Origin of the sequence: Streptomyces sp. NPDC091272, from assembly GCF_044757485.1 — a bacterium.
GTDB lineage: Bacteria > Actinomycetota > Actinomycetes > Streptomycetales > Streptomycetaceae > Streptomyces.
This window is the reverse complement of sequence record NZ_JBIVVC010000001.1, coordinates 672,944-698,273: the sequence shown is the minus strand read 5'-3', so window position 1 is coordinate 698,273 and position 25,330 is coordinate 672,944. Positions and strand designations below refer to the sequence as shown.

Sequence of the window (25,330 nt, the reverse complement as noted above, 5' to 3'; positions counted from 1 at the left end):
CCCGACCTCCCGTCCCCCGTGCGTCTCTCCCACCACGGGCGCGCCTACTCGTCCTCCCAAACTAACCGCCGACCGGAGCACGCGGTCACGCGGCCTTGACCCACACCCCAAGGTGCACACCTCAAGTTGCACACTTCGAGGTGTTGATCCACCATGGGAGCATGACTGCATCAGACGCGACGGCCGCCTCCGCGGCGGAGGCCGCAGCCGAGGTATGGGTGGTGGTCGGGCGCCTGCTCCGGAAGCTGCGTTCACTGGACGGCTTCGACGAGGAGGGCGACCTCTCCGCCGCCCAGGCCTCCGTGCTCAGCCGCCTGGTGAAGCGGGGACCCTCGTCGGCGAGCGAGCTCGCCGGGGCGGAGAACGTCCGCCCGCAGTCGACCGCCAAGATCATCGCCGTGCTGGAGGGGGCCGGGCTGGTCGAGCGCAGCCCCGACCCCCAGGACGGCCGTAGGCAGGTCGTCAGTGTCACCCCGCTGGGCCGGGAGTACTGGGAAGGCGGACGGCGCGCCAGGCAGGCCTGGCTCGCCCGAACGCTCCAGGAGTACGGCACCGAGCAGGAGGTGCAGGCACTGATCACGGCCATGGCTCTCCTCGACAGGGTGGCCGACGCATGACCCAGCTCACCGCACGGCTGCGCCAGGGGCGTGCGTCAGCGCCCGCGGGCTTCGACCGGCGGCTGGTCCCGCCCATGGTGCTGGGGTCGATCCTGAACCCGGTCAACTCCTCGATGCTCGCGGTGGCGCTGATCCCCATCGGCCGCGCCTTCGACGCCTCGCCGTCCCGGACCGCCTGGCTCGTCTCGGGGCTCTACCTGGCCACCGCGGTCGGCCAGCCCGTCGTCGGCCGGCTGGTGGACACCCTCGGCCCGCGCCGCCTCTACCTGCTGGGCACCGGCCTGGTCGGCCTCGCCGGGCTGCTGGGCACCTTCGCGCCGCACCTGTGGGTGCTCGTGGCCTCCCGGGTGCTGCTCGGTTTCGGCACCTCCGCCGCCTACCCGGCCTCGATGTCCCTGCTGCGCTCCGAGTCCGACCGGACGGGCACCAAGAGCCCGAGCAGGATCCTGGCCCTGCTGTCGGTCTCCAACCAGGTCATCGCCGTCGTGGGACCCACGCTGGGCGGACTTCTCATCGGAGCGGGCGGCTGGCAGCTGATCTTCTCCCTCAACGTGCCGCTGTCGTTGGCCTGCCTCGTCCTGGGCGCCCTGCGTCTGCCAAAGAGCGCGGTCGCCCCCGCGGACGTCCGCACGGACGCCACCGGCATGGTCCTGTTCGCCGGATCACTGACCGCTTTCCTGCTGTTCCTGATGGACCCGGCAGCCGCGCACTGGTACTTCCCCCTCGCCGGGGCGGTGGCCGGCGTGGTGTTCGTACGCCGGGAACTCGCGCACTCCGCTCCCTTCGTGGACCTGCGGGTGCTGGGCGGCAACTACCCGCTGCTGGCCACGTACGGCAGGCAGTTCCTCAGCTACACCGCCTCGTACGCCTTCCTGTACGGCTACAGCCAGTGGCTCCAGGACGGCCGCGGCATCGGCGCGGCCCAGGCGGGTCTCATGCAGATACCGATGGCGCTGACCGCCCTCACCGTCACGGCCCTGACCGGCCGCCACCCGCAGGTGCGGGGCAAGCTGGTGGTCGGCTCGCTGTTCCAGATCGCCGGCTGCGCGTCGCTGCTCCTGCTGGACTCCCACAGTCCCGTGCCGCTGCTGCTGGCCGTCGTCGCGGTCTCCGGCGTCCCCCAGGGGCTCAACGGTCTCGCCAACCAGAACGCCCTGTACGCACAGGCGGACGCCGCGCGCATGGGCGCCTCGGCCGGGCTGCTGCGCACCTTCACCTATCTCGGCGCGCTGGTCTCCTCCGCGGCGACCGCCGCCTTCTTCGGTGACGGCGCCACCTCGGCCGGCCTGCACGACCTCGCCTTCCTCCTGGTCGGCGTCTCCCTCCTCCTCCTGATCCTCAGCGTCGCGGACCGGCCCCTGGGCCGCGTGGGCCGCGACGGCTGACCCCTGTCCTGCCTTCAACCCCCCACCATCACCACGAAAGGCGCACACCATGCCCCTGACCACTCTTGACACCCGTGCCGCGCTCGTCGTCGTCGACCTCCAGCACGGCATCATGCGCATCCCCGGCGCCCCGTACACCACCGCCGAGGTGCTGGAGCGCACCGTGCGTCTCGCCGACGCCTTCCGCGCCTCGGGCCGCCCCGTCGTCCTCGTACGGGTGACCACCGCAGCCGACGGTGCGGACGCGACGCCCGGTCGTACCGACGCGGGCACCGGCCCCCGTACCGCGCCGCCCGAGGGCTGGGACCGTATCGTCGACGAACTCGCCGGCCACCCCGAGGACATCACCGTCACCAAGCGGAACTGGTCCGCGTTCTACGGCACCGACCTCGACCTCCAGCTGCGGCGCCGCGGGATCACCCAGGTCGTGCTCACCGGCGTCGCCACCAGCATCGGCGTGGAATCCACCGCCCGCGCGGCCCACGAACACGGCTACCACGTGACGTTGGCGACCGACGCGATGACCGACATGGACGGCGACGCCCACCGCAACAGCGTCGAGAAGATCTTCCCCCGCCTGGGCGAGACCACCACGACGGACGACCTCCTGAAGCAGCTGGGCTGAGAGGTTCCGGCAGACCGCGGTCGAGCTCGGCATTCATCCCGTCACGCTGGCGAAGTGGGTGCGGCAGGACGACATCGACCACGGGCGGCGCCCGGGAACACCGTCGAGCGAATCGGCCGAGCTGCGGGCCGCTGAAGACGGTGTCGCGCAGCCAGGGGCCGGGGATGTAGGAGGCCTCCATGTGGAGATCGGTTCCGAGGAATCTGCGCAGTTCGTGGTTCACCGGGGGCGTGTAGCTGTTCATGCGCCGTGCTCTGCACTCGCCGCCGGCATTGCCAGAGCCGCGGCCTCCCGGGCTGCGACGAGGGCGGTGGTGAATGCGTCGGCGAGGGCGGCGGCCTCGCCGGTCAAGGACCGGATCTCGGGCGGCCGCGTGGGCGTCGCGGGCGGTGGCCGCGAGGAAGTCCAGCAACTCCTCGTGCTGGCCAGCCAGTTGCTCGGCCTGCTGGAGCGCGGCGTAGCGGGCGTCGGCATCGGCGGTCTGTGCGGCGTACTCCTCCAGTGCTTCCACCCGGCTCACGATGCCGTCGAGCCCGGGGCCGGCGCTTGGTTGCGGGCCTTGAGCGCCGCGCGAACCGGTTATGGGGCCGTCGCCGAGCAAGGCGCAGGTGATGGGCTGTCCGGCCGCCCCACCACCCACCTGTGCACCCGCAACGACACCGGGAGCACGGCGCGGTGATCGGTACGCAGCTCGTCGTGCTGCGCCGCCGCCTGTGGATCAACCCCGGCGGAGATGCCCATCTCCTGCAATGCGTCGCCCGGACCCGGAAGGGCGCACAGTGCCAGAACCTGGTCGAGTACGGACTGCCGAGAACACCTCCGCCGCACGGCACCCCCGTTCAGCACGGCACACGGTGCGATCCGATGGCCGGCACCCCTCGTGCCACCTGCCACCACGGCGGCCCTCCGGAGTGCCGGCCACCTTCATGACCTGCGGGCGAAGGCGGTCCGTATCTGACCGACGTACGCGTGGATCAGTAACCTCGCACGGCGGGGCGGCCGTTCCCGGCCGCCCCGCTTGCTCTCGCGAACCTCCATGAGATCCACTCGGTGATTCATGAACGCAAGCGGAAGGTGATCGGTAGCTTCGTCGCGCCAGTGTTTCCGGAGTCTGGCAGCCACTCGGCATCATCGCCCACGCGCAGGTCGGTCAGGCGCGCGGCCAGGGCTGCGAGAGCCACATTGACATCCGCCCGGGCGACGAAATGCCCCAGACAGTGATGTATCCCGCCACCAAACGTGAAGTGTGGCGAACGCTCGGCGTCGAGGTCGAGTCGGTCCGGGTTGTCGAACTCGGCGGGATCGGTTCCCGACGAGAGGGTGAACATGTGGACCGTCGTGCCCTTCTCGATCGTGTGCCCTTTGTGTTCGAAGGTTTCCGCCGCCTCGCGGGACACCCATCGGCCCACCGGATTGATGCGCAGCACTTCCTCGGCCGCTCTGGCGGAGTAGCGGGCAGGGTCTGCTGCCAGCTTCTCCCACTGCTCTGGCTGTTCCGCGAACGACTGGACTGCCAACGTCAGTTGGTTTTGCGTCGTGTCGATGCCTGCGAAGATGAGCAGGATGATGAGATTGACCAACTCCTCATCCGAGAGCCTGCCGTCATCCTCGTCCCGTGTCTCCACCAGAGCGCTCAGAATGTCGTCCTGCGGCACCTCCCGCCTGCTCCGGACCAGAGACTTCGCGTACTCGGTGATCTCGGCGACAGCCGCATCGATGTGCTCGATGTTCTCCCGGATGGCGACACCGATGCTGAGTCCGATGATGGACGAGAGCCGGTGGATCTTCCTCCAGTCGCCCTCGTCGATGCCCAGGATCATGCACAGAATTCTGGTGGAGTACGGTGCGGCGAAGCGGCTCGAGAATTCGGTCCGTCCGGCCTCGATCCACTCGTCGATCAGGTCGTCCGCCAGGGCTCGGAACCGAGGGCGCAGCGGATCGATCCGGCGGGGTGAGAATGCAGGGTTGACCAGGCGTCGGATCCTGTTGTGCTCCATTCCCTCCAGCACGAGCAGAGTCTTTTTCCACCAACTGTCGAAGCACCCGTCGACGACGCCGTGGTGTGCCGGCCACTTGGCCGATCCCTGGGTCAGACGCGGATCCTTCAGAAGAATCCTGGTGTCTTCGTAGGAGATGACGGCCATGCCCCAGTCGGTTCGTGCGTACCAATGCATGGCCCGGGCCTTCCGCATCTCCTCCGAGTTCATGCGGAAGTCTTGGTCACTGATGTCGATGTACGGAGCTTCAGCTCGCTGTGCCATGGCAGTCGACTCTCAATCGTCGGGTACTCGGGATCACTCGGAGGCCAATGGACCGATGCGGTAGAGGACTTCGTCATGGTGACTGTCGGGGAACAGGCTGTGAGGGAACAGCACGCGCGTCTCGATATTGGCCGAGTGCTTCTTGGCGAACTGCTTCAGCACCATGATGATCGCCTTGTTCTGGGCAGATACCGTGGCCTCGACGTATCGAACACCCTTGGCCACCTGCTCGTCGGCCGCGGCCTGGAAGAGCTTCACTCCGAGGAAAGGGATGCCGTGGCGCGGATTGACGGCGGTCTGCCAGACGAAATAGGTGTCGGGCTCGTCAGGGCGGCGGTATCCGGTGAGGAAGCCGACCAGTTCGTCGTCGACGGTCGCGACCAGCGAGCCGTTGGTGAAGTCCCTGAACCACAGGGTGTAGTAGTAGACGCTGTTGGAGTCCAGGCCGTCAGTGTTCTCGACCAACTCCCACACGGCCGGTCCGTCCTCGGGCACCGGCGCTCGGAATTCGGCCGCCTGCTTGCTCGCGACGGGGACCTGATCTGCTTCGGCAGTGGATGTGGAACCAGTGGTGATCGTCATGGTCAGACCTCCTCGGTCAGCAGTGGGTGGACACCGTTCTTGTCATGGCGCTCGCGACTGATCACCGGCGAGTTGAATACGTGCATGGTGGAGTGGAAGTCCCTTCTCTGTCGGCGATATCGGGTCCGGTCATGCCGTCTCGTAGACGGCGCGCTGTGTGATGCGCAGTCCTTGGTCAAGATCGTCGGTGGTGATGGTCAGCGGAGGCAGCAGCTTGACGACCTGGTCATGCACTCCGGAGGTCTCGATGAGGAGTCCAAGGTCGAAGGCCCGGCGTGCGGCTCGGCCGGCGTGCAGCGGATCGGAGAGCTCCAGGCCCCAGACCATTCCGCGGCCCCGGTAGGCCGATCCGCTGTGGTGCGCAGCGGTGTCGCGCAGAGCGGTCTCGATGATCTGCGCGTGTGCCAGGGTCTGCTTTTCGAGCTGGTCGTCGGACCAGTAGGCGTTGAGGGCAGCGGCCGCGGTGACGAAAGCAGGGTTGTTGCCGCGGAACGTTCCGTTGTGCTCGCCCGGCTCCCAGATGTCGAGTTCGGGCCGGAAGAGGCACAGAGACATCGGCAGTCCGTACCCGCTGATGGACTTGGAGACGGTGACGATGTCCGGGGTGATGCCGGTTTCCTCGAAGGAGAAGAACCCTCCGGTGCGGCCACAGCCCATCTGGATGTCGTCGACGATCAGGAGCATGTCATGCTCTTGACACAGCGAGGCGAGGGTGCGCAGCCACTCGGCGCGGGCCACGTTGATACCACCCTCGCCCTGAATGGTCTCCACGATGACCGCGGCCGGTCGGTCGAGACCGGAGCCGTGGTCGCCGAGCAGCCGCTCGAACCACAGGAAGTCGGGTGTCTTCCCGTCCATGTAGTGGTCGAAAGGCATGGGAGTGGCGTGCACGAGCGGGACGCCGGCGCCGGCTCGCTTGAAGGCGTTGCCGGTCACCGCCAGGGAGCCCAGCGACATGCCGTGGAAGGCGTTGGTGAAGGAGACGATCGTCTCGCGCCTCTTGACCTTGCGCGCCAGTTTGAGGGCGGCTTCGACGGCGTTGGTGCCCGTCGGGCCCGGGAACATGACCTTGTACGGCAGATTTCGCCGGCGCAGGATCGTGTTCTGGAACGACTCCAGGAACGCGCGCTTAGCCGTGGTCGACATGTCCAGGCCGTGCGTGACGCCGTCGCGCTGCAGGTAGTCGAGCAGGGCGCGCTTCAACACTGGGTTGTTGTGGCCGTAGTTGAGAGACCCGGCCCCGGCGAAGAAGTCCAGGTACTCGTGCCCGTCCTCGTCGTACATCCAGCTGCCCTGTGCCCGGTCGAAGACGGTGGGCCAGTTGCGGCAGTAGCTTCGTACCTCCGACTCCAAGGTCGTGAAGACGCTCAGGTCGGGCTGCGTGATGGTCATGCCACCACCTGTCCGTTCTGTGTGGCGAGCACGAAGTTGGTGAAGGTGTCCACCGAGATGAAGTCGTCCGCCTCCAGGTCTTCCGGGTCGACGGCCAGGCCGATGGAGTCCTCCAGGTTCATCAGCATCTCGAGCATGGTGGTGGAGTCCAGGTGCAGGTCGTCGAAAAGCTTCACATCGCCGGTGAGGCCGGTGACGGGGCGCTCCAGGACGTCGGTGAGGGCGTTCTCAAGGGCGGTGACAACGTTCTGGCGGTCCATGTTTGTGTCCTTACGTCTGGTGAGGAGTAGGTGTGTTCGGGTGTGGTGAAGGTCAGTGGGCGAGGCGGGTCTGCAGGGCTTCGGTGGTGATCGAGGTCGCCGGGGTCTGCTCGATCAGAGCGGCAAGCTTCTTGCGGTCGACCTTGCCGTTTCCGTTGGTGGGCAGGGCGTCGAGGCGGACGCAGCGCCGCGGGATCTTGAAGGGCTCGATGTGTTCGCGCATGCCCTGGCGCACCTCGTCCGCGGTGATGTCGGCGACCACCGCGAGGAGCGCGGTTCGTTTGCCCTCGGGCGGCAGTACGGCGGCGGAGGTCACTCCGTCGACGCGGGTCGCGGCGGCTTCGACCTCGGTGGCGCTGAGACGGAATCCGCGCTCCTTGTACAGGTCGTCGCGGCGGCCGGAGAAGTAGAGGTAGCCCTCCTTGTCCTGCCAGCCGTAGTCGCCGGTGCGCAGCTCAGGGAAGAGTCCCCCAGTGCGAGGGAAACGCTCGGCGGTGAGTTCGGGGCGTCGCCAGTAGCCGGCCATGACGTTCGGTCCGCGGACCACGAACTGGCCGATCTCGCCCGACGACAGGCGTTCGCCGTCGTCGCCGATGACGAAGACCTCGGTGCCGGGCAGCGGTATGCCGCAGGAGCCGGGGTGGGTCAGGTCGCCGTCTGGCGGCATGATCGCGGTGCGCTTGCACTCGGTCAGGCCGTACATGACCTGGATCCGCAGCTGCGGCAGCGCCTCGCGTAGTGCGGACATGGTGCTGTCCGACAGGGCCGCGCCGGTGTTGGTGAGCAGGCGCAGCTTGCCGAGCTTGCCGGCGCTGCGGCGGAGCAGCCAGGCGAGCCGGTCCGCGACGGAGGGCACGCCCGGAAGGACCGTGGCGCCGGCCGCTTCCAGGCTGCGAAGGAGCGGCGGGCCGGCCTCGGCGACTGTGCCCAGGTGAAGTCGGGCGCCGCTGAGCGCGGACAGATACACCTGGTAGAGGCCGTAGTCGAAGGACAGCGGCAGTGGGCAGTACACCACGTCCTCTGCGCGGTAGTTCAGGCAGTCCTGGATGGCCGTCGCCGCGAACAGGACCTGCTGGTGAGTGCTGACCACGGCCTTGGGCAGGGCAGTGGTGCCGGAGGTGTAGATCAGGCTGACCGGGTCGACGGTGAGGGTGCCGGGGTTCTCTGGCAGCGGGGTGGCAATGGTCCTCCGGTCGAGAGCGGGGCGTACCAGCTCCTCGATCCGCAGGAACGTCAGCTTGTTCCGCACTGCGGTGTCCGCCACCTCCGGGTCATCGGACACCAGGAGTTCGGGCTCGCAGTCCTTCACGACATGTTCCAGCGGTGCGCCGCGCACCTGCTCGTGCAGGATGCTGAAGACGGCGCCGAGGCGGGATGCGGCGTACACGAGGAGCGTGATGCCGATACCGTCCGAGGCAGTAACGACGATACGGTCGCCGCGCCCCACGCCCTCCTGCTGGAGGTGGCCTGCCATACGCACGCTGGCCTCCGCGAGTTCGGCGTAGGTGAGGCAGCTGCCTTGGCTACTGAGCGCGACGGATTGCGGGCTGCACTCGGCGGCCTGGTCGAGGAGTTCGTGCAGGAGTTGCGCTGAGCGGGGCATCATGCCTCCTCGGCCGTACGGTTGGGGGCGGTGACCACATTCGTCCTGCGGTACGGGACGACAGTGGTGGCGGTGGCAGTGCACACGAGCTGGGGCGTGTCCAGGACTGCGGCGGCACTGTCACCTGCTTCCGGGCGGGCGCTGAGGACCTTGTGCGCCTCCAGCTCGACCACCCGGCGCAGCCTGGTCTGTCGTACGAGCCGGCCGCGTGCCTCGATGTAGTCGCCGGGCTTCACGGGTGCGGTGAAACGGAGGTCGGCGTACTGGGCCAGCAGGCCCTCGTCGCCGTCTGTGCGGATGGTGATCTCGGTGACCAGGTCGCCGAAGAGCCGCAGAATGTGGGCGCCGTCCACCAGGCCACCGCCATAATGGGCGTCTTCCTGGCCGATGCGTACGCGAATGAGGGCTGTGGTCTGCGAGGCTTGTCCGTCAAGGGCGTTCTGCTGGAGGGGGGCGGCCGTTTCGGCAGTGGGCAGGGACACGGCTTCAGGCTCCTTTGCTGCTGTTGGTCCGATGTCGTGTGCTGCACCGTCGGGTGCGGGAAGGCCGATGGCGACGGCGGCTACGACGTTCTCTTTGTGCGTGATGGACACTGAGACGACGGACGGGGTGAGTTGGGCAGCCCGCTCCCGTAAGCGGACGACCGGGGCACCGTGCGGTGTGTGCTGCACACAGATCTCCCGTGGCGCCACGCCCTGGAGGAAGCCGATGCCCAGGACTTTGAGGACGGCTTCCTTGGCGGCGAACCTGCCTGTGAGGAACTCCAGACGTCGGCGGGCGCCGAGGGTCTCGGCGTGGGCCAGTTCCTCGGGGGCAAAGCCGAAGTGCAGGAACCAAGGCCGTTCGAGCAGGCGGCGGAGTTCCGAGCAGTCGAGGACGTCCACTCCGACCCGGACGGTCCGGCTTGCTGCGATGCTCATCCGGCCGCGGCGCGCAGATCGACGAGGTGCTGCTTGGCCAGCAGGTCCTCCGTGCTGTCGCGTTCCCGGACCAGATGGGCTCGCCCGCCATGTACCAGGACCTCGGCCGGGAATCCGTGGCTGAGGAAGAGGCCGGGGGAAGCGGTGGGTCCGTAGGCTCCGGACCGCTCCACGGCGAGCAGGTCTCCCGGACGCACCTCTGGCAGCTGGACCTTCTTGGCAACCACGTCGTTGGGCGTGCACAGCGGTCCGGTCACAGTGTGGGGCCGCAGCTCCTCGTCACCACGGTCCTCGAGATGGCGGATCGGGAAGTTTCGCTTGACGAAGCTACCGACACCGACAGCGGCCATGTGGTGGTTGGTGCCGCCGTCGGCGACCACGAAGGTCTCCCCCATGGAGTCCTTCACATAGCGGACTCGGACGACGTAAATGCCGGCCATGGCTGTCAGGAACCGGCCCAGCTCCATAATCGTCCGGCAGTTCGGGTTACGCGCGGAGAAGGAGGACAGCACGTCCGTCATGCCGGCCCCGAGTGCCACGAGGTCCAGGTCCTCCTCGTTGTCGAAGTAGGCGATACCGAGCCCGCCGCCGAAGTCCACGGTCTCCAGCGGGAATCCGAGGTGCCCGGCCAAGTCCTCGGCAGTGGCGAGGATCTGCCGGGTGTTGTGGATGACGTCCTCGTGGTTCAGGAACCGCGTCCCCATGTACGCATGCACCCCCTTCAGTCGGACGTGCCGCAGCGCCGCGAGCCGTTGTTTGGAGTCACGCAGTTCGGCCTCGTCGATACCGAATTGCCGGGGCTTTCCACCCATGGCCAGTCCTGACCCCTTGCTACCGAAGGCAGGGTTCACACGTAGGAGCACTGGGAACTCGTCACGGCCGGTGGTGGCCAGCAGCGCGTCCAACAGGTCCAGTTCGTCCAGCGACTCGCAGACGATCGCGTGGATTCCGGATTCAATGCACGCGGTCAGTTCTCGTTCGTCCTTGCCGGGGCCGAGGAAGATGATGTCCTCGGGCGCGACCCCTGCTCGCAGAGCGGTGACCAGTTCGGCGTACGACGAGACTTCGGCGCCGGCGCCCACCGAGTTCAGCACTGCACATACGCTGATGTTCGGGTTGGCTTTGAGCGAGTAGAAAACATCGGTAGTGGCGGGGAGCACGCCGCGCAGCTCACGGAACATGCCTTCCAGAATATCCGCGTCATAGACGAACAGAGGAGTGCCGAACTCCTCGGCGAGCGCTGACATCGCGTGTCCCTGGACATGGGTCTTCGAAGTATTCACACGATCACTGCCATCCGCCGTCGTCGAGTCGGCGATCAACCGTCCGCTGCTCTGCGGGTACACCCTCTGGGTCGAATATCCAACGTGTCATTACTAGCCTCTCTCGCGGGTGTCTACATCAGTGATAATGATTCTGCTTGCTTTCACACGGCGATGGAATAAGTAACGTCCGGCCTGAATCGGCCCCGACCTGTTCAGGCCGCTTTCGGGTTGGACGCTGGCCCTTGATCCGTCTCCCCTGATCCACGGCAATGGCTCGGCAGATGCGGATGGTTGATCATCGGGCTCTGCGCGGGAGGCAGGGTGACTCTGCTACACAATTCGCCAAACCTGCTCGAACCGCCCCAGTCAGGACTGTCTGTGATCTGCTCTTCCACAGGTCGAGGCAGGCCGCCGGAAGCTCTCGCCGAATTGTGCAGCAGAGTCCATAATCCCCTCAAAGATCGAAAAGGGTAAATAGCAGTATCAGGTGGCTTACTCCTCGGTGAGCAGCGGATAGACGCCGTCCCCGTCGTGGACCTCCCGGCCGGTGACGGGCGGGTTGAACACACAGATGAAGCGAGAGTCGCTCTTGGGGCGCAGAGTGTGCCGTTCGTGGCCGTCAAGGAGGTACATCATGCCGGGTGTGATCAAGTGCTTCTCCCCCGTCTCCTCGTTGGTCAGCTCCGACTCACCCTGAACGCACAGCGCGGCTTCAATGTGGTTTGCGTACCACCACATCGGCGGCTCGGCGCCGGCATAGACCGTCGTCTCGTGCAGAGAGAACCCGACCTTTTCTCGGGCCAGGACAATGCGCCTGCTCTCCCAGGCGCCGGACTCCGACTTCACGTGGCGCTCAGTCCCCTCAAGATCCTCAAACGAACGGACGATCATGATAGAGATCTCCTTCTCCTGCTAAGGGGCTTTCATGGACGGCACGGGCAGACCAGCGCCGGTGAACAGAATTCTTCACGATCCCTGCGGTCCACGGGAAGAGAATTTCGATGGACTGATTCGGCCCTGACCCTTTCAGTCCGCCGTACTCCTATCCAGACATCGACGAGGTGCGGGCCTGAACAGGTCGGGACCGGTTCAGGCCACTTGTCACCTCTTCCATCACTGCGCGGAGGCTCACAGAATTGAGGTCACGCAGAGCACATCAGCGCGAGAGGCCCGAGCGACGGAAGGTCGAGTCACGATGAAGATCGTTGTTGACGCAGGAAAGTGCCAGAACCATGGCCAGTGCGCTATTTCGGCACCAACCAACTTCGAGCTCACCGCCGGCGGGGAGCTTCAGTATCAAGAGTCGTTCGATGAGGAGAATATCGCTGACATTGAGGATGCTATCGACGCCTGCCCCCTTCAGGCGATCTTCCTGAATCAGGATGCCCGTGACTGAGAGGGAGTCGGTTGTCGGAATCGTCGGTTCAGGTATAGCTGGATTGCGTGCGGCTGACGCGATACTCAAGCGTAGGGCTGACGCCAGGATCATCATCTTCGGCGACGAGAATCACCGTACGTACAATCGGCCCGGCCTGACGAAGAATCGGTATCCGACATCGACCTCCTCAGACATGCCCATCGTTGAAGATCTAAAGATCAGGAGAGCCGAGAATGACGCTCTGACCTGGCGTCTCGGCACCAGAGTCGAAAGCGCAGACTTGCGCAACAAGTTGTTGCATCTGAGTTCAGGTGAAACGTTCGCATACGGCAGACTGGTGATCGCTACAGGCGTGCGCCCGCGCACCTCGACCGCCCAGACCGGCAGGGAGCGCGAGTGTTACACACACAGAACTCTGCGCGATTTGGACGATGCCCGGGTCATCCACCATGAGCTGCAGAAGAACAAAAAGGTCACGATCATGGGCGCCGGATTCGTCGCCTGTGAACTTGCTTCGCTGGCCAAAGAGTACGGTTGTGACGTGGTAATGCTCGAAGCACTCCGACGCGGGCCGTTTGAGAGCATACTCGGGGAGCGCATCTCTACCGCACTCGCACATTGGCTCGTCAAGAACGGCGTGACGTTCCTGACCGGCAAGGCTGCACGGGACAAGCTCCGCGATCGCTCTGCGAGTCAATCACTGTCTATCGAGGCCATCGGAAGCGTGCCCAACGTCGAATGGCTGCGCGGGAACGGTCTGGATCTGTCCGACGGGGTGCGCGTCGATGAGTATATGCGTGTGCCGGGATACGCAGATGTGTTCGCGGCCGGGGATATCGCGCAGTACCCCGACCCGTGGGCCTTGGGAAGTCTTACACGTAGGGAATTCTGGAAGAACGCGATCGATACCGGAGATCTTGCAGGCAGGTCCGTGGCGTCATCTCTGAATCACGACGGAAAGATCTCCCCCATCGAGTACTTCCCTAACGTGACCACAGAGATATGCGGACTGCGCATTCAGATTGCCGGAAACTTGAATATGTCGGATTCCGTGGAGATCATGTACGGGGATCTTAATCAACTAGATCACGGAGTGCTCGTCCGGTTTCTACACAAGGGAACGATGGTCGGCGTCGCATACATGGATACAGGCGCCCGCTTCAACAGCGCCTACATCAAACTTCTGACGTCGTTGAAGCTGCGTTGGCGCGAGGACAGGGCTTCGGCATATTCGGCCCTGGCTGTTCGGGCGGATTGGACAACCTGACGCCCCGACAGCAGAAGGTGCCGATGACCTGCGAGGGTCTGATTGCTGACGTCGGATCCGGTGCAGGAGCGTACAGGGTGGGACTGTGGGCTGCGCGTGCGCGCTGACGGCAAGGGGCTGATGGGGCATGCAGAGCGGTGAGGCTGGCCGGTGGGCCCGCCCGGGTGCTGCCGACAGGTTTCGGGCCCGGCCGGCGTGACCGGGCGACGACGGTGGTTCAGCTCGTGGTGGCCATCGCTCTGGGCACGACGAATTTGAGCGAGGCCGAGAAACTCGGCCTGCACCACTGCTCCTTGTTCGATTCTCCTGCCTCGGATTCCACAGTCCGCCGCGTGCTGGCCGTGCTGGCCGTGCTGGCCGTGCTGGCCGCGCTGGCCGCACTGGGAGGACATGCCCTGGAATCGATCGCCAAGTCACGGCGGAAGGTCCGCCGGCACGTGAGGTCCCAGCTGCACTTGCGGCGCGGCAGCTTTCCGTGGCTCAGCGCGGCGGGCCGTCGGCCGAAGGGCTGAGTCATGGTCGACATCGACGCCACCATCATCACGGCCGCCTCGAAGAAGGAGCCGGCGGCGCCGACGTTCAATGGCACCTTCGGCTTCCACTCGCTCGCGGCGTGGTGCGCGAACACCGACGAGTGCCTGGCCATGGAGCTGCGGCCGGGCAACGCGGGCGCGAACACGGTCACCGATCACCTGCAGGTCCTGTGGCCGCCGCGCTGGCCCAGGTCCCGCACTCCAGCGTCTTCAAGACCCTCGTCCGTGTCGACGAGCCCGGGCCGCCCACGGCCTGCTCGAACACCTCGTGGTCCTCAACACCCGACGCCGCACCGTGCGCTTCAGCGTCGGCTAGAAGATCACCGGCGAGGACGAACAGGCCATCACCCGCCTTCCCGAGCAGGCCTGGGAGATCTCGCTGAAACAGGGCGGAACGCTCCTGCACCGCGATCACGCCGAGGCCGAAGACCGCATCCGTACGAACAAGGCTCTCGGCCTGCGTAACCTGCCCTCGAAGTCGTACGCGGTGAACACCGGTTGGATGCTCACCGCGAACCTCGCCGCCAACCTGGACGCCTGGGTCCGCCTCCTCGGCCTGCACGACAGCGACGGCCTGGCCGACGCCGAGCCGGACACGATGCGCTTCCGTCTCTACCACCTGCCCGCCCGCCTCGCGAAGCATGTCCGCAGCCGATGGCTCCGCTTCGATACCACCGGGCCCCGAGCCGATGCCTTCATCACCTGCCGGCGCGGGCTCACCGAACTCCGTGCCCTCACCTGACGCGCCGGCCCTGTTCGCGACGCCATGTTCATGAAGCGGACGTCCGTCGACCATGCCGAAGCCTTGACTCGCGCTACCCCACCCACACTTCGCCGTGATTGCGCACCGCAGCCGTCACGTTGCCGAGAAGAGTTCACTGAAGTGCCTCGATTGGCGCTCCGGGCGCTCAGTCCACGTCAATTGGAAGCAGAGGCACTTCGGCGCTTCGTAGGTGCCATTCGGTCAGCTGAGGGCACGCAGCAGCAGCGCGTGCCCAGATCAGCTCCGCAGCCCTCTCTGCCTCATTCAGAGAAGCGACGCGGAGAAATAGACCGATCACCGGGTGAGGCCGCTCCTGAGCATGCACGCTGACGTGCTCAAGAACGTCAGGTGCGGCGGCTTCGAGCGCCTGTCTGATCTCAGCAGGCACGCAGGCATCACCTGGAGAGGCAATAGCGAGATGGACGAGGTACATGAGGCAACTGTCCTATTCGAGGTACTGTCAATCCCCTTCGGCTGCTTGTCGACCAGCGGTTGTGCGCACCTCACGGCCGAACCATTCCTCGCGCGGCCGCGTGCGCGCCGGCCTGGAAACGGCTGCGCGCGCCAAGCTGGTTCATGAGTTTCGTGGCGATGCGGCGCGCGGTGCGAGCCGAAACACCCAGTCGCGCCGCGACGGACTCGTCGGTGTGTCCCAGGGACAACAGCCTGAGGACTTCGGCCTGTTGCGTGTTCATCCGCTGTGTATCAACAGGCGAGGTGGTCTCGTCCAGTGACTGTGCGGACTGCCAGACGCTCTCGAACAGGGCGTACAGTGACGAGACCACTCCTGCTGTCCGCAGGACCACCGCCCCGGCCGCGGTGTCGTCGGAGTCGGAGTCGGCGGCGACGACGGCGATCCTGCGATCACAGATGATCATGCAGTTCGGCAACGAGGGAACGGTGCGGATGCGTCCGCCGAGCGCGGCCAGCCCGTCCGCGTGCGCCATCGTCACAGGGTCATTGCGGGCGCTCTCCAAATACACGCTGCGCAGTTGCACTCCGCGTTCCAGTAGGTCCTCGGCGAGCGGCCGCGAGCTGCGTATGTTGTCCGCCGTCTGTGCTCCGCCCGGAGCGAATGTCAGCAACTCGCGTCCGACCTCGGCGTACAGAGTCGCCAGGTAGTCGCGGACGCCGTCGGCTCCCTTCAGACGGTGCAATTCATCTCCGCCCTGCATGGACTCCGAATTGAGCTGTAAGGCGACGGCCTGAGCCTCTTGCACACGTTGCTGTTGCGCGGCGAGTTCGGTTCGTTGCCTGGCAAGCAGTATTTCTGCGGCAAGATGCGGAGCAACTGCGTGGAAGCTCTGGGAATCTTCGGAGGATCGGCGTACCAGGGCCAGTTCGCTGAGAGTGTCGAGTGCTGTAAGTATGGCCTGCTCGGGTAGCTGGAGGCGGTTGATCAGGTCGGCCACGCCTCCCTGCGGATGCGCCAGCATCTCGCGGTAGACCACCTCGGCCGTGGCGTCCATTCCGAGAACGTCGAACATGCGATTCCTCATCTTGGAAAGTCAGAGTCTTCCGACCTCACGCCGGTGTGAGGTGAAGCAGGGACCGGCCGCCTCACAGCGGCCGCCTGCGGGCATGTGCCGTCAGCTCAGCCGTTGCCGTGGTTGTCCTCCGTCACCACGATGGCGCTCGGCGAGGCCACGGAGGCGACAGCGGTCTGCTGGACTGCCTGAGGTGTGGCTGCGACGGTAGAAGAAGCGGTGAATACCCCGACGAGTGCTCCGAGGACGATGGCGGTGGCTATGGAAGCGGCGCGCATGAGTGAACCCCTTCGAAGAACGAACCTTTTGACTCCTCAGATGCTGCCGGTCCGTCTTCCCTTCCCCTGCCCCTCTGGACACCCGCCCGATCCCCGCTCCGTCAGCCGCTCGGCGTACCCGGCTCAACGTGCCGTTTCCGGCACCTTCATGAGAGAGAAGAGGTTGTCAGCCGCGGCGCGGCGCTCCTGTGCCATCTGCGCGTTCCCTTGAGCCTCCGCGGTATGGGCAAGTCCCCACAGCGCGCACGCCTCTTCATAGCGCAGCTCCATCCGGCAGGCGATCTCGTGGGCCAGAAGCTGCTGGTCCTTCGCCAGATCCAGGTTCCCCTGGGCGTACCGCACGCGTCCGACGGAGAGGTGCACGGTGGCGCGGTGGATGTCACCGGTGCTGCAGGTGACCTTGGTGAGTGCGTGGTCGGCGCTGTCCGCCGCCTCCTCCATCTCGCCCATGCGCACCAGCACATCGGCTCTGCGGGCGAGTACGAGCGGCAAATCCGGGAGCATGTTCAGGTCCCGGCACCGCTCCAGTGCCGTGTCGGTCCGGGCGAGCGCCTCCTCATAGTGCCCCAGCCCTTCGATCGCCTGGGAGAGGTAGCTCAACGCGTGCACAGATAGCTGCACTTCCCTTATCGAATCGAAGATGGCCACCGCGCGCTCGGCCGATTCCACCGCTTCCTCGAACCGCCCGAGCCGTACCTGGATCAGGCTCAGCATGCTGCGCGAGGAACCGTCGAGTCGAGTGAAGCCGAGCTCCTGCGCGCGTCTGCCGGCCTCCTGGCTCATCTGTAGCGCACGCTCCAGCTCGCCCATGCTGTTGTATGCCTGTCCGAGGCGGGCGCGGCACTCAGCTTCGCTGTGCTCGTCCTCCATCTGCCGGGACAGGTCGACGGCTTCCTCCAGGCGGGCGACCGCGCCGCTCAGCTGCCCCAGCCGCCACTTGCCCATGGCCAGGTTCATCAGGTTCAGCCGGGCCAGCGACTGATCTCCGAGCTGTGTGGACGCGTTGACGCCCTTCTCCAGCGCCGTGTTGGCGCTGGCGTCGTAGCCGCGAATGCTGGAGTGGAAGCCCAACTCACGTGGCAGTCGTGCGGCATGCCACAGCAGTCCTTGCTCGTACGCGGCGTCCACGGCCGCGAGAAGGCTCTCGCGGTGTTGGTCGAGCCACTGGAGTGCCTTGTCCTTGTGGACGAAGCCTTGGCCCAGTGAGCCTTTCTCGTCGGTGCCGCTGACGCGGCGCCGCCCGGGGAACAGCGTGTCGCAGGCAAGTTCCGCTGTGCGCAGGTAGTGGTCGAGCAGTCGCTCCGTGGCCTGCCCGTCCTTCGGTGCCCGCTCGCCCTGCGCGACCCGCTGGACGAAGCTGCGCACCAGGTCGTGCAGCGCGTACACGCCCGGCTCCCTGGCTTCCAGGAGTCGGGCGTCGACGAGCTCTTCCAGTACGTCCTCGGCCTTGAGGGTGTCGATGTCCAAGAGCGCGGCAGCCTCGTCCGCATCCAGGTAGCGTCCCGGGTGGTGACCGAGGAGCCGGAAGGCTGTGCGCTGCTCGGTTGGCATGGACTGGTACGACAGGGTCAGTGCGCTCGCAACTCCTCGTCCTTCGCTGGCGAGTTCGTCCAGGCGGCGATTGTGGTCCCGCAGCCGTTCGACGAGCCGCTGGACGGTCCAGCGCGGGCGGTTCGCCAGTCGGGCGGATGCGATCCTGACCGCCAGCGGCAGTCCTCCGCACAGCCTCAGCAACTCACGGGTCGCTTCCGGCTCCTTCTCGACGCGTTCGGCACCGAGGGTGTTGTGCAGGATCTGGTGGCTGTCCGGCTCCGGAAGGGCGCCTACGGAGAGCCACCCTGCGCCGTCGAGGCCGGTCAGCCGCGGGCGGCTGGTGATCAGGACCAGGCTGTTGCTGGAGGCAGGGATCAACTCCCGGACCTGCTCGGACGCGGCTACGTTGTCCAGGACGAGGAGCATGCGGCGGCCGCGCATATAAGACTGCCATCGCGCGGCGCGCCCGGCCGGCACGGTGGGGATCTCCTCGCTGAGAATGCCTACGGCCGCGAGCAAGTCGCCCTCTGCCTGGAACGTGCTGAGCGGCGTGTGACCCGGCGTGAAACCGTGCAGGTCGATGAAGAGGTTGCCGTCCGGATACTCCTCGGCCAGTTGGTGGGCAGCTCTGACGGCGAGTGCCGTCTTGCCGCCGCCGCCCATTCCGTCGAGGGCGAGGACTTTCGGAGAGTCCTCCGGGGCGCGGCGGACAGCGTCACGGATCCACTGCAGCTCGGAGGTGCGGCCGGAGAAGTCGGGCACGTCGAAGGGCAGCGCGTGCGGAGTTTCGGTCGCCTGGTGCGGGTCGGCGGTTAGGGAGATTCGCTCCGGGCGTGAGAGCGCGGGGTCCTGGCGCAGAATGCGTTCGTGGAGTTCAATCAGCTCTGCGCCGGGGTCAATGCCCAGTTCCTCCGCGAGTTGCTCTCGCACTCGGGTGAACTCATCGAGTGCGGCAGCCTGTTGGCCGGAGTGATAAAGGGCGAGCATGAGCCGGCTGCGCAGCGTCTCGCGCAGCGGATGTTCGTCGACCAGAGCGCGCAGCTCGCCCGTGATCCCTGCGGCCTCGCCCGCTTCGATGCACAGGCCGTAGAGCTGCTCGGCAGCGGTGAGTCGCTGCTCCTCCAGCGCGGTCGAGGCGCCGTCGATGACCCGGCCACCGGATCCAGCCAGTACGGATCCGCGCCACAGCGCCAGCGCCGCACGGAACTGCGCGGCCGCCTGCTCTCTCTTCTTCGCCTCCAGTGACTCCCGCGCCTGGTGCAGCAGCTGCTGGAACTGCAGCAGATCGAGGTTTTCGGCGCCGACGACCGCTCGGTATCCCGCCCCGTCGGTAGCGATGATGTCGTGACCGTGTGGAATGCGGCCGCGCAGCTTGGCGACGGTCTTGCGCACTTGGTGCTCGGCGCTGTCCGGCAGCTTTTCCTGCCAGGCGGCTTCCACCAGGCGGGAGATGGGTACGACGCGTCCGGCTTCCAGGAGCAGCGCGACGAGGATGCGTTGCTGTAACGCACCGTTGACAGGCAGGAGCTCGCCGTCGATGCGGACTTCCAAAGACCCCAGTACGGCGAACTCCGGTCGAGTGCGCGCGCTGTCCTGAATGTCCTCTGCTGTCACGGCCTGCACCCCGCTCTCTCCCGTCAGTGGTCAGCGGTGGGAAATGAGACACACGCGACCGGGAAAGTAGATCCTTCTTGCGGAGCGCACACCAGCAGTGATCAAGCCATTTCGCGCCTGTTGCCTACCGGATTTCGGCGACCAGGTCGCCTCGGGCCTTGGCAATCCGCTCGCGCGTGTGCTCCGGTGTCTCCCCCTCGACGACCACATAGGCACGCCGGGCACGCGGGTCGCCGATGGAAGCGACCAAGTTGCCGACGGAATACGGGAATCTGGCGCCACGGACCCACGGGGTCACAGCGATGTTCTCGGTGCCCGTGTACGTCAGCAGCCGTCCTTCGGGCAGCAGGAAGAAGCCGGTCTCTGCGTACTGGTGGGCTACCGGCACGACCGGGCTGCGGCCGAGGAGGTCAGCGAAGACCGCTGCCTCCAGGTCGAACCCGTGCGCGATGTCGACGAGCAGAGGAATACGGTCGCCCCCCAGATGCGTGCGACAGGACAGGATTCGCGGCCCGTGGGGCAGCAGCGCCACCAGTGTGTGGGCCGGGCCGGAACAGTATCCGCTCGCCGTCAGTCGCTCCTCGACCGCCGTCTCGATGGTCCGGCGCTCGAATTCGGTCAACGGCGCCGGGTGGAGGTGGCCCGTCACGTGGAAGTGCGGTGCTCCTGTGGTGCGTTGGGCCGTTATCCCGACCATGTGGTGGCGTCCGTTCACCGTCAGTGTCTCGACGCTCACCCTGGGGGTCGATGCAGGCTCGTGTCCGGCGCCTTCGAGGGCCTGGAGACGCTCGTACACCGCCGGCGGGTTCGTGGACAGACCCAACTGCCAGGCCTCTCGAACCACTGGGAGAGCGGGGTTGCCGTGTCCGCCGTGCAGCACGGCGTCGATGCCGTGGCGCCGCGCGGTCCGCGCGACAGTCTTGCGCAGTTGGGTCTCGTCGGAGAAATCGGCGAGCAGCAGCTCTTCAGAGGCCTCTGCGACCTGCGGCGCGAAGTCGGTCTCGAGCTGCTCCGGATCCCATAACGACCAGATGCGGAACCCCAGCTCGGCCCCCTTGCGCACGAGCTGGTGGCTCGGCATCACCAAGAGCAGATGGGGCTGCGAGTTCCTCAGGGAGTATGCACTCATAACGCCACCATGAACTTCGTTCTTCCCCTTCTGTTCCCTTCCCCTTCTCCTGTACGAGTTGACCAGGACTGGCCGACGAGGTGCATGAGGGACAGAGAAGAAAGAGCGTTTGCTCGCAGATCACCTTTTCGCTGATGCGCAGAGCTTGATGTCGTGCCGCTGCTCCCGCGGCTCGGGACGACGAGCCTCGGAAGGGAACACGAACGTCGCGGCCAGTGCCTCGGAGAGCTGCACGCTCAGCCAACAGAACCTGACTTCTTGCGCTGGTTGGCGAGGAAGCGCGCCTTCTTCTCTCGGTTCCCGCACGTATTCATGTCGCACCATCGGCGCGTACGGGATCGACTGGCGTCGAAGAACGCGGCTTGGCATGTCGGTGAGGCGCACAAGGCCATCTTGCCGTCTCGCTCTCCGGAGATGATGTCGATCGCATCCGCGGCGATCACGCTGAGCGCGTCTTCCACGGAAGCTGAACCCAGCCGCCACTCCCGGCGGCCGTCGGACGCCAGGGTGACCACAGCCCCACCGCGAGTGCTGCAGCGATTGAGGACTCGGACAGCCGAAGAGGGAAGTGGGCCCTGTTCCGCAACGGCGGTGGCCGCAGCATGAATCGACTCCCGCAGTTCACGGGCGCGTTCGAGCTGAAGCTCGGTACAGGAGTCGACCACGAGCTGGTGGACCGCCAACCAGTCCACCAGCCGGGACGGCACGGGGATGCGCTCCACCGGGCTGCCGAAGCGCTCTGTCAGAGTCGCCGTGAAACTGGTCGCCAGCACTTGGCCAATACGGAACTCAGGGAAGTGCGCGACAGTCATAGAACCATCGTAGCAGGTTCCCCTCCCTCTCGACGGACCTGGCGTCACGGTGGGCGCGGAACCGCCTTACCTGGTTGCCACCTGAGGCGCGGGCATGCTAGAACCGCCTTACATGGTTCCAGATTGACTGGGAGATCTCATGACTGCCCTTGCCCCTGCGCAGCGCGCCGTTCCCAAGAAGATCCTCTTCCCGCTGCTCTTCATTCCCGTGTTCCTCGGAGGTGTGGACTCGACGCTGTTCAACGCCAACGCCTATGACTTGCCCGTGCTGGACGATTCCTGGCGCCTGTGGTTTATCGACGGATACTCGATCGCCCTCGCAGCGAGTGTTGTCCTGGGCTCCCGTCTGGGTGCGCGGATCGGCCCCGGCGCAACATTGACGATGGGGCTTGCTGTGTTCGCGGTCGCAGGCGCCAGCCCCGCACTGCTGGATTCACCGGAGGCATGGACAGCGGCCCGGTTCGTGCAGGGCTTCGGCTATGCACTGATCATTTCCAGCGTCGCCTCGGCTGTCGGCAGCCTGCCGCACACCTCGGAGCGCGCCCTGGGCTACTCCTTGTGGATTCTTTCCTTCAGCATGGGGGCCGGATCAGGTCCCCTGGTTGGCCGGGCATTCGTCGATGCCGGCGCGTACACGTTGCTGTTCTGGTTGCCGGCCGTGGTGGCCCTGCTGTGCGGTTCATTGGTATGGCTGCTGCTGCGCGGGATCAATCTGGGACACGCGTCATCGACGAAAATCGATGTCGCCTCCTCGGTCTTGGCCCTCCTTGGCTTCGGCCTGTTCGTGGGCGGCCTGCAGAGCCACGGCGGGATGATTGCGCGCCTGCTGGCGACCGCTGCCGGATGCGTCATCCTGACGTTCTTCTGCCTGCGGCAAGGCCGCTCCCCGGACCCGCTCGTCGATATCCGCATGCTCAGCTTCTCCCGCGTTGGTGTCTGTGCGTTCGCGTTCACCTTCGCCGCGGGGTGCTACACAGGATCCATCTTCCTGCTCAGCGCGAAGGCTGACTCGCTCGTAGCCCTTCTTCCGGTCGCGGCGCTGGCGCTGTGGGTATCGCTCGGCGGGTTCGTGCTCAATAAATTGCGCATGCGCCTGCTTCCGGTGCAGGTCTTTCAGGTCAGCATGGCCCTGTGCGCTCTCGGCCTTGCAGTGGCCGCCTTTTTCAACCCGTGGTTGGCTGGCTTCCTGATCGGTCTGGGCGTGGGAATCGCATACGCGGCGGGCGACGTATACCTTCTGGGAAGCGTCGCACCCAAGGATGTCGCCCGCGCCGGGGCCCTTCAGGAGACCAGCATCGCGGTGGGTGCGGCCATGGGTGTGGCGGGGTTCGGCGGCCTCTTCGCCAGCACCGGCTCGGTCACGATGACGTTCGCCATCACCGCGGTCGTCATGGGGGCCGTCACCTGGACCTGCCGCTACAACCGCGGCGTCCTCACTGCCTGATGTCGGCGTACGCATGAGCCTCCCTCGGACGACGAGCACCCTGTGCCCCGACGCCGACAGTGCCGTCGCCCAACGACGCGTCGGCCACGGGCCCGTTCGCGAGACGCGCCACCGGACCCAGACCGGCAGCTGCGCCCGATCTCCGCAGCCCAGGGCGGAACGGATCAGATCGGGCGCCGATCGACAGTCGACACCGCCGAGCTTTGGCTAGGGTTTGTCACGGATCTTTTGACGCTGTCGACGGTCGAGTAATTCCCCACGATCATGGTCCCCAGCTCCGCTTGATTCCCCAGCTGGTTGCGGCCGGTGACGGGCCGCCCGACTGCCCGGAAACCCTGGCGCCCATTGGGAGCACGGAGCTCCGTCGGCGTCCCCCAGGGGACGCCGACGTCGGCACTCTTGCCACAGCACCGCCGAGTCATAGGTCCACCCGTAGGTGAAACCGTTCCGCTCCGCACGCTTCATCGGGCTGATCACCTTCGAGGCCGGCGGGTCCGCCTACAGGACGAGCCCAAAGTCCATGCGCTGCTCCTTGCGTTCAAACGAATGGGAACGAGCCGGTCGGCCTAACTCAGGTACTGACTGCTTGAGCGAGGCAGATACGTGCCGTGACCGGCCCGCCCCTTGAACTCCCCGCCCTCGATAACGATCTCGCCGCGCGAGAGCACGGTCTCGACCCGGCCGGTGATCCGCCTACCTTCGTACGCCGAGTAGTCGACGTTCATGTGGTGGGTGGCGGCGGAGATGACCTGCTCGGCCGCCGGGTCGTAGATGACGACGTCGGCGTCCGCGCCCGGCGCGATCGTGCCCTTCCGGCCGTACAGGCCGAACATCCGGGCCGGCGTCGCGCACGCGATCTCGATCCAGCGGCGGCGGGAGATGTGGCCGTCGACGACGGCCTGGTGGAGGAGGTCCATACGGTTCTCGACGCCCGGCAGCCCGTTGGGGATCTTGGAGAAGTCTCCGCGGCCCATTTCCTTCTGGCCGGTGAAGCAGAAGGGGCAGTGGTCGGTGGAGACGACCTGGAGGTCGTTCGTACGCAGCCCCCGCCAGAGGGCGGCCTGATGTTCCTTGGGGCGCAAGGGAGTTGAGCAGACGTACTTGGCGCCCTCGAAGTTGGGCTCGGCGAGGTTGTCGGTGGAGAGGAAGAGGTACTGGGGACAGGTCTCGCCGAAGACCGGGAGCCCCTGGTGGCGGGCGGTCGCGATCTCGTGGAGGGCTTCCTCGGCCGATACGTGGACCACGTAGACCGGGGCGCCCGCGACTTGCGCGAGCTTGATGACGCGGTGGGTGGCTTCCGCCTCCAGCAGGGCTTTGCGGACCTCGCCGTGGTAGCGGGGGTCCGACTCGCCACGCGCCAGGGCCTGCTCGACGAGGACGTCGATGGCGAGGCCGTTCTCCGCGTGCATCATGATCAGCCCGCAGTTGGAGGCCGCTTTCTGCATCGCGCGGAGGATCTGGCCGTCGTCGCTAAAGAAGACTCCAGGGTACGAAGTGAACAGTTTGAACGAGGAGATCCCTTCGGAGACCAGGCCGTCCATCTCCTTGAGGGACGACTCGTTCACGTCCGACATGATCATGTGGAAGCCGTAGTCGATCGCACACTTGCCGCCGGCCTTCGCATGCCACGCGTCCAAGCCCGCGCGCAGACCCTGCCCCGGGGACTGGATCGCGAAGTCGATGATCGTCGTCGTGCCGCCCCACGCCGCCGCCCGCGTACCCGACTCGAAGGTGTCGGAAGCGAAGGTTCCGCCGAACGGCATCTCCATGTGGGTGTGCGCGTCGACGCCGCCCGGGATCACGTACTTGCCCGTCGCGTCGATCGTGCGCTCCGCCGTCCAGCTCTGCGTGCCGGGGGCGGCCAGTGCGACCACCCGGCTGCCCTCGATCAGAACGTCCGCGTGGACCTCCTCCGCAGCCGTGATGACGAGCCCGCCGGTGATCTGTGTACGCGTCATGTGTACCCGTGCTCCTTACGTCAGTTGCGCCTCCGGCCGCGCTCACACACGGCCCACCTGGTGGACTCCCTACAGATCGGCGCCATTGGCGTGCGAACCGGGGGGGGCCGGCCCCCCCCCCCCCCCGGCGGGCGCCCCCCCCCGGGGGGCCCCAGACCGGCTGGGGGGGGGTACCCACCGGATCCGGCAATTGATATTTTGGTGGGGGTTGGGAAGAGCACGTA

24 protein-coding genes and 2 pseudogenes are annotated in these 25,330 nt (G+C 66.2%); 9 read left to right on the top strand and 17 right to left on the bottom strand.

Going from position 1 to position 25,330, the window contains the following annotated elements:
• The first annotated feature begins 161 nt into the window (after positions 1–161).
• The 5 genes and pseudogenes from ACIQM4_RS02825 (at position 162) to ACIQM4_RS02805 (ending at position 3,306) form a co-directional block, all read left to right on the top strand.
• On the top strand, positions 162–617 hold the full coding sequence (locus ACIQM4_RS02825; protein ID WP_401585036.1) for a MarR family winged helix-turn-helix transcriptional regulator: 456 nt from the start codon (positions 162–164) through the stop codon (positions 615–617).
• Positions 614–2,002: an MFS transporter gene (locus ACIQM4_RS02820; protein ID WP_401585033.1), complete on the top strand. Its 1,389-nt coding sequence runs from the start codon at positions 614–616 to the stop codon at positions 2,000–2,002. The genes ACIQM4_RS02825 and ACIQM4_RS02820 overlap by 4 nt, the downstream gene beginning before the upstream one ends.
• Before the next feature lie 49 nt (positions 2,003–2,051).
• Complete coding sequence (locus ACIQM4_RS02815) at positions 2,052–2,627, top strand: hydrolase (RefSeq protein ID WP_401585030.1); 576 nt, start codon at positions 2,052–2,054, stop codon at positions 2,625–2,627.
• Positions 2,628–2,634: 7 nt separating this feature from the next.
• Positions 2,635–2,778, top strand: a pseudogene (locus ACIQM4_RS02810) (IS3 family transposase); the annotation flags it as partial.
• Between the two features lie 162 nt (positions 2,779–2,940).
• A complete protein-coding gene (locus ACIQM4_RS02805) occupies positions 2,941–3,306 on the top strand; it encodes a hypothetical protein (protein WP_401585028.1) in 366 nt (121 codons plus the stop codon).
• Positions 3,307–3,682: 376 nt separating this feature from the next.
• Here the strand turns inward: ACIQM4_RS02805 and ACIQM4_RS02800 are convergent, their stop codons facing one another.
• The 8 genes from ACIQM4_RS02800 to ACIQM4_RS02765 all read right to left on the bottom strand — a co-directional run bounded on the left by ACIQM4_RS02800 (position 3,683) and on the right by ACIQM4_RS02765 (position 11,801).
• Complete coding sequence (locus tag ACIQM4_RS02800) at positions 3,683–4,888, bottom strand: cytochrome P450 (RefSeq protein WP_401585025.1); 1,206 nt, start codon at positions 4,886–4,888, stop codon at positions 3,683–3,685.
• 33 nt (positions 4,889–4,921) lie between these two features.
• Positions 4,922–5,470 (bottom strand): diaminobutyrate acetyltransferase, encoded by a 549-nt coding sequence (gene ectA, locus ACIQM4_RS02795; protein ID WP_401585022.1) that lies wholly within the window; start codon positions 5,468–5,470, stop codon positions 4,922–4,924.
• Between the two features lie 129 nt (positions 5,471–5,599).
• Complete coding sequence (gene ectB, locus ACIQM4_RS02790) at positions 5,600–6,862, bottom strand: diaminobutyrate--2-oxoglutarate transaminase (RefSeq protein WP_401585020.1); 1,263 nt, start codon at positions 6,860–6,862, stop codon at positions 5,600–5,602.
• The gene (locus ACIQM4_RS02785) at positions 6,859–7,122 is read right to left on the bottom strand and encodes an acyl carrier protein (RefSeq protein ID WP_401585017.1); all 264 of its coding nucleotides are present in this window, start codon (positions 7,120–7,122) and stop codon (positions 6,859–6,861) included. Before ACIQM4_RS02785 ends, ectB begins: the two co-directional genes overlap by 4 nt.
• A gap of 52 nt (positions 7,123–7,174) precedes the next feature.
• Positions 7,175–8,725: a class I adenylate-forming enzyme family protein gene (locus tag ACIQM4_RS02780; RefSeq protein WP_401585015.1), complete on the bottom strand. Its 1,551-nt coding sequence runs from the start codon at positions 8,723–8,725 to the stop codon at positions 7,175–7,177.
• Positions 8,725–9,645 carry a 4'-phosphopantetheinyl transferase superfamily protein gene (locus tag ACIQM4_RS02775; RefSeq protein ID WP_401585013.1) on the bottom strand — a complete coding sequence of 307 codons (921 nt, stop codon included), beginning with the start codon at positions 9,643–9,645 and terminating at the stop codon, positions 8,725–8,727. Before ACIQM4_RS02775 ends, ACIQM4_RS02780 begins: the two co-directional genes overlap by 1 nt.
• Positions 9,642–10,892 (bottom strand): diaminopimelate decarboxylase, encoded by a 1,251-nt coding sequence (locus tag ACIQM4_RS02770; protein WP_401585010.1) that lies wholly within the window; start codon positions 10,890–10,892, stop codon positions 9,642–9,644. The genes ACIQM4_RS02775 and ACIQM4_RS02770 overlap by 4 nt, the downstream gene beginning before the upstream one ends.
• 510 nt (positions 10,893–11,402) lie before the next feature.
• On the bottom strand, positions 11,403–11,801 hold the full coding sequence (locus ACIQM4_RS02765) for an ectoine synthase (RefSeq protein ID WP_401585008.1): 399 nt from the start codon (positions 11,799–11,801) through the stop codon (positions 11,403–11,405).
• 304 nt (positions 11,802–12,105) lie between these two features.
• Between ACIQM4_RS02765 and ACIQM4_RS02760 the strand changes: the two genes are divergently transcribed.
• Positions 12,106–12,306, top strand: a complete 201-nt coding sequence (locus ACIQM4_RS02760) for a ferredoxin (protein WP_401585005.1) — start codon at positions 12,106–12,108, stop codon at positions 12,304–12,306.
• Positions 12,299–13,555 (top strand): NAD(P)/FAD-dependent oxidoreductase, encoded by a 1,257-nt coding sequence (locus tag ACIQM4_RS02755; RefSeq protein WP_401585002.1) that lies wholly within the window; start codon positions 12,299–12,301, stop codon positions 13,553–13,555. The genes ACIQM4_RS02760 and ACIQM4_RS02755 overlap by 8 nt, the downstream gene beginning before the upstream one ends.
• Positions 13,556–13,772: 217 nt before the next feature.
• Here the strand turns inward: ACIQM4_RS02755 and ACIQM4_RS02750 are convergent, their stop codons facing one another.
• On the bottom strand, positions 13,773–14,240 hold the full coding sequence (locus ACIQM4_RS02750; protein WP_401584999.1) for a hypothetical protein: 468 nt from the start codon (positions 14,238–14,240) through the stop codon (positions 13,773–13,775).
• Between the two features lie 167 nt (positions 14,241–14,407).
• On the opposite strand from ACIQM4_RS02750, the gene ACIQM4_RS02745 reads away from it, so the two are divergent.
• The gene (locus ACIQM4_RS02745; protein WP_401586055.1) at positions 14,408–14,830 is read left to right on the top strand and encodes a transposase; all 423 of its coding nucleotides are present in this window, start codon (positions 14,408–14,410) and stop codon (positions 14,828–14,830) included.
• Positions 14,831–14,996: 166 nt separating this feature from the next.
• Here ACIQM4_RS02745 and ACIQM4_RS02740 read toward each other — a convergent pair whose 3' ends face one another.
• The 6 genes from ACIQM4_RS02740 to ACIQM4_RS02715 form a co-directional block, all read right to left on the bottom strand.
• Complete coding sequence (locus tag ACIQM4_RS02740) at positions 14,997–15,284, bottom strand: hypothetical protein (protein ID WP_401584997.1); 288 nt, start codon at positions 15,282–15,284, stop codon at positions 14,997–14,999.
• Positions 15,285–15,354: 70 nt separating this feature from the next.
• The gene (locus ACIQM4_RS02735) at positions 15,355–16,338 is read right to left on the bottom strand and encodes a LuxR C-terminal-related transcriptional regulator (protein WP_401584994.1); all 984 of its coding nucleotides are present in this window, start codon (positions 16,336–16,338) and stop codon (positions 15,355–15,357) included.
• A 107-nt stretch (positions 16,339–16,445) separates the two neighbouring features.
• A complete protein-coding gene (locus ACIQM4_RS02730) occupies positions 16,446–16,616 on the bottom strand; it encodes a hypothetical protein (RefSeq protein WP_401584991.1) in 171 nt (56 codons plus the stop codon).
• 123 nt (positions 16,617–16,739) lie between these two features.
• Positions 16,740–19,763 (bottom strand): AfsR/SARP family transcriptional regulator, encoded by a 3,024-nt coding sequence (locus ACIQM4_RS02725; protein WP_401584988.1) that lies wholly within the window; start codon positions 19,761–19,763, stop codon positions 16,740–16,742.
• A gap of 124 nt (positions 19,764–19,887) precedes the next feature.
• Positions 19,888–20,892, bottom strand: a complete 1,005-nt coding sequence (locus tag ACIQM4_RS02720) for a phosphoribosylglycinamide synthetase (RefSeq protein ID WP_401584986.1) — start codon at positions 20,890–20,892, stop codon at positions 19,888–19,890.
• 236 nt (positions 20,893–21,128) lie between these two features.
• Positions 21,129–21,704, bottom strand: a complete 576-nt coding sequence (locus tag ACIQM4_RS02715) for a CGNR zinc finger domain-containing protein (protein ID WP_401584983.1) — start codon at positions 21,702–21,704, stop codon at positions 21,129–21,131.
• 139 nt (positions 21,705–21,843) lie between these two features.
• On the opposite strand from ACIQM4_RS02715, the gene ACIQM4_RS02710 reads away from it, so the two are divergent.
• Entirely contained in the window at positions 21,844–23,148 is a 1,305-nt protein-coding gene (locus ACIQM4_RS02710) for an MFS transporter (protein WP_401584980.1), read from the top strand.
• A gap of 396 nt (positions 23,149–23,544) precedes the next feature.
• Here ACIQM4_RS02710 and ACIQM4_RS02705 read toward each other — a convergent pair.
• Positions 23,545–23,670: pseudogene (locus ACIQM4_RS02705) on the bottom strand (TIGR03842 family LLM class F420-dependent oxidoreductase); the annotation flags it as partial.
• A gap of 44 nt (positions 23,671–23,714) precedes the next feature.
• Complete coding sequence (gene hydA, locus ACIQM4_RS02700; protein ID WP_401584977.1) at positions 23,715–25,106, bottom strand: dihydropyrimidinase; 1,392 nt, start codon at positions 25,104–25,106, stop codon at positions 23,715–23,717.
• Between the last annotated feature and the right edge of the window lie 224 nt (positions 25,107–25,330).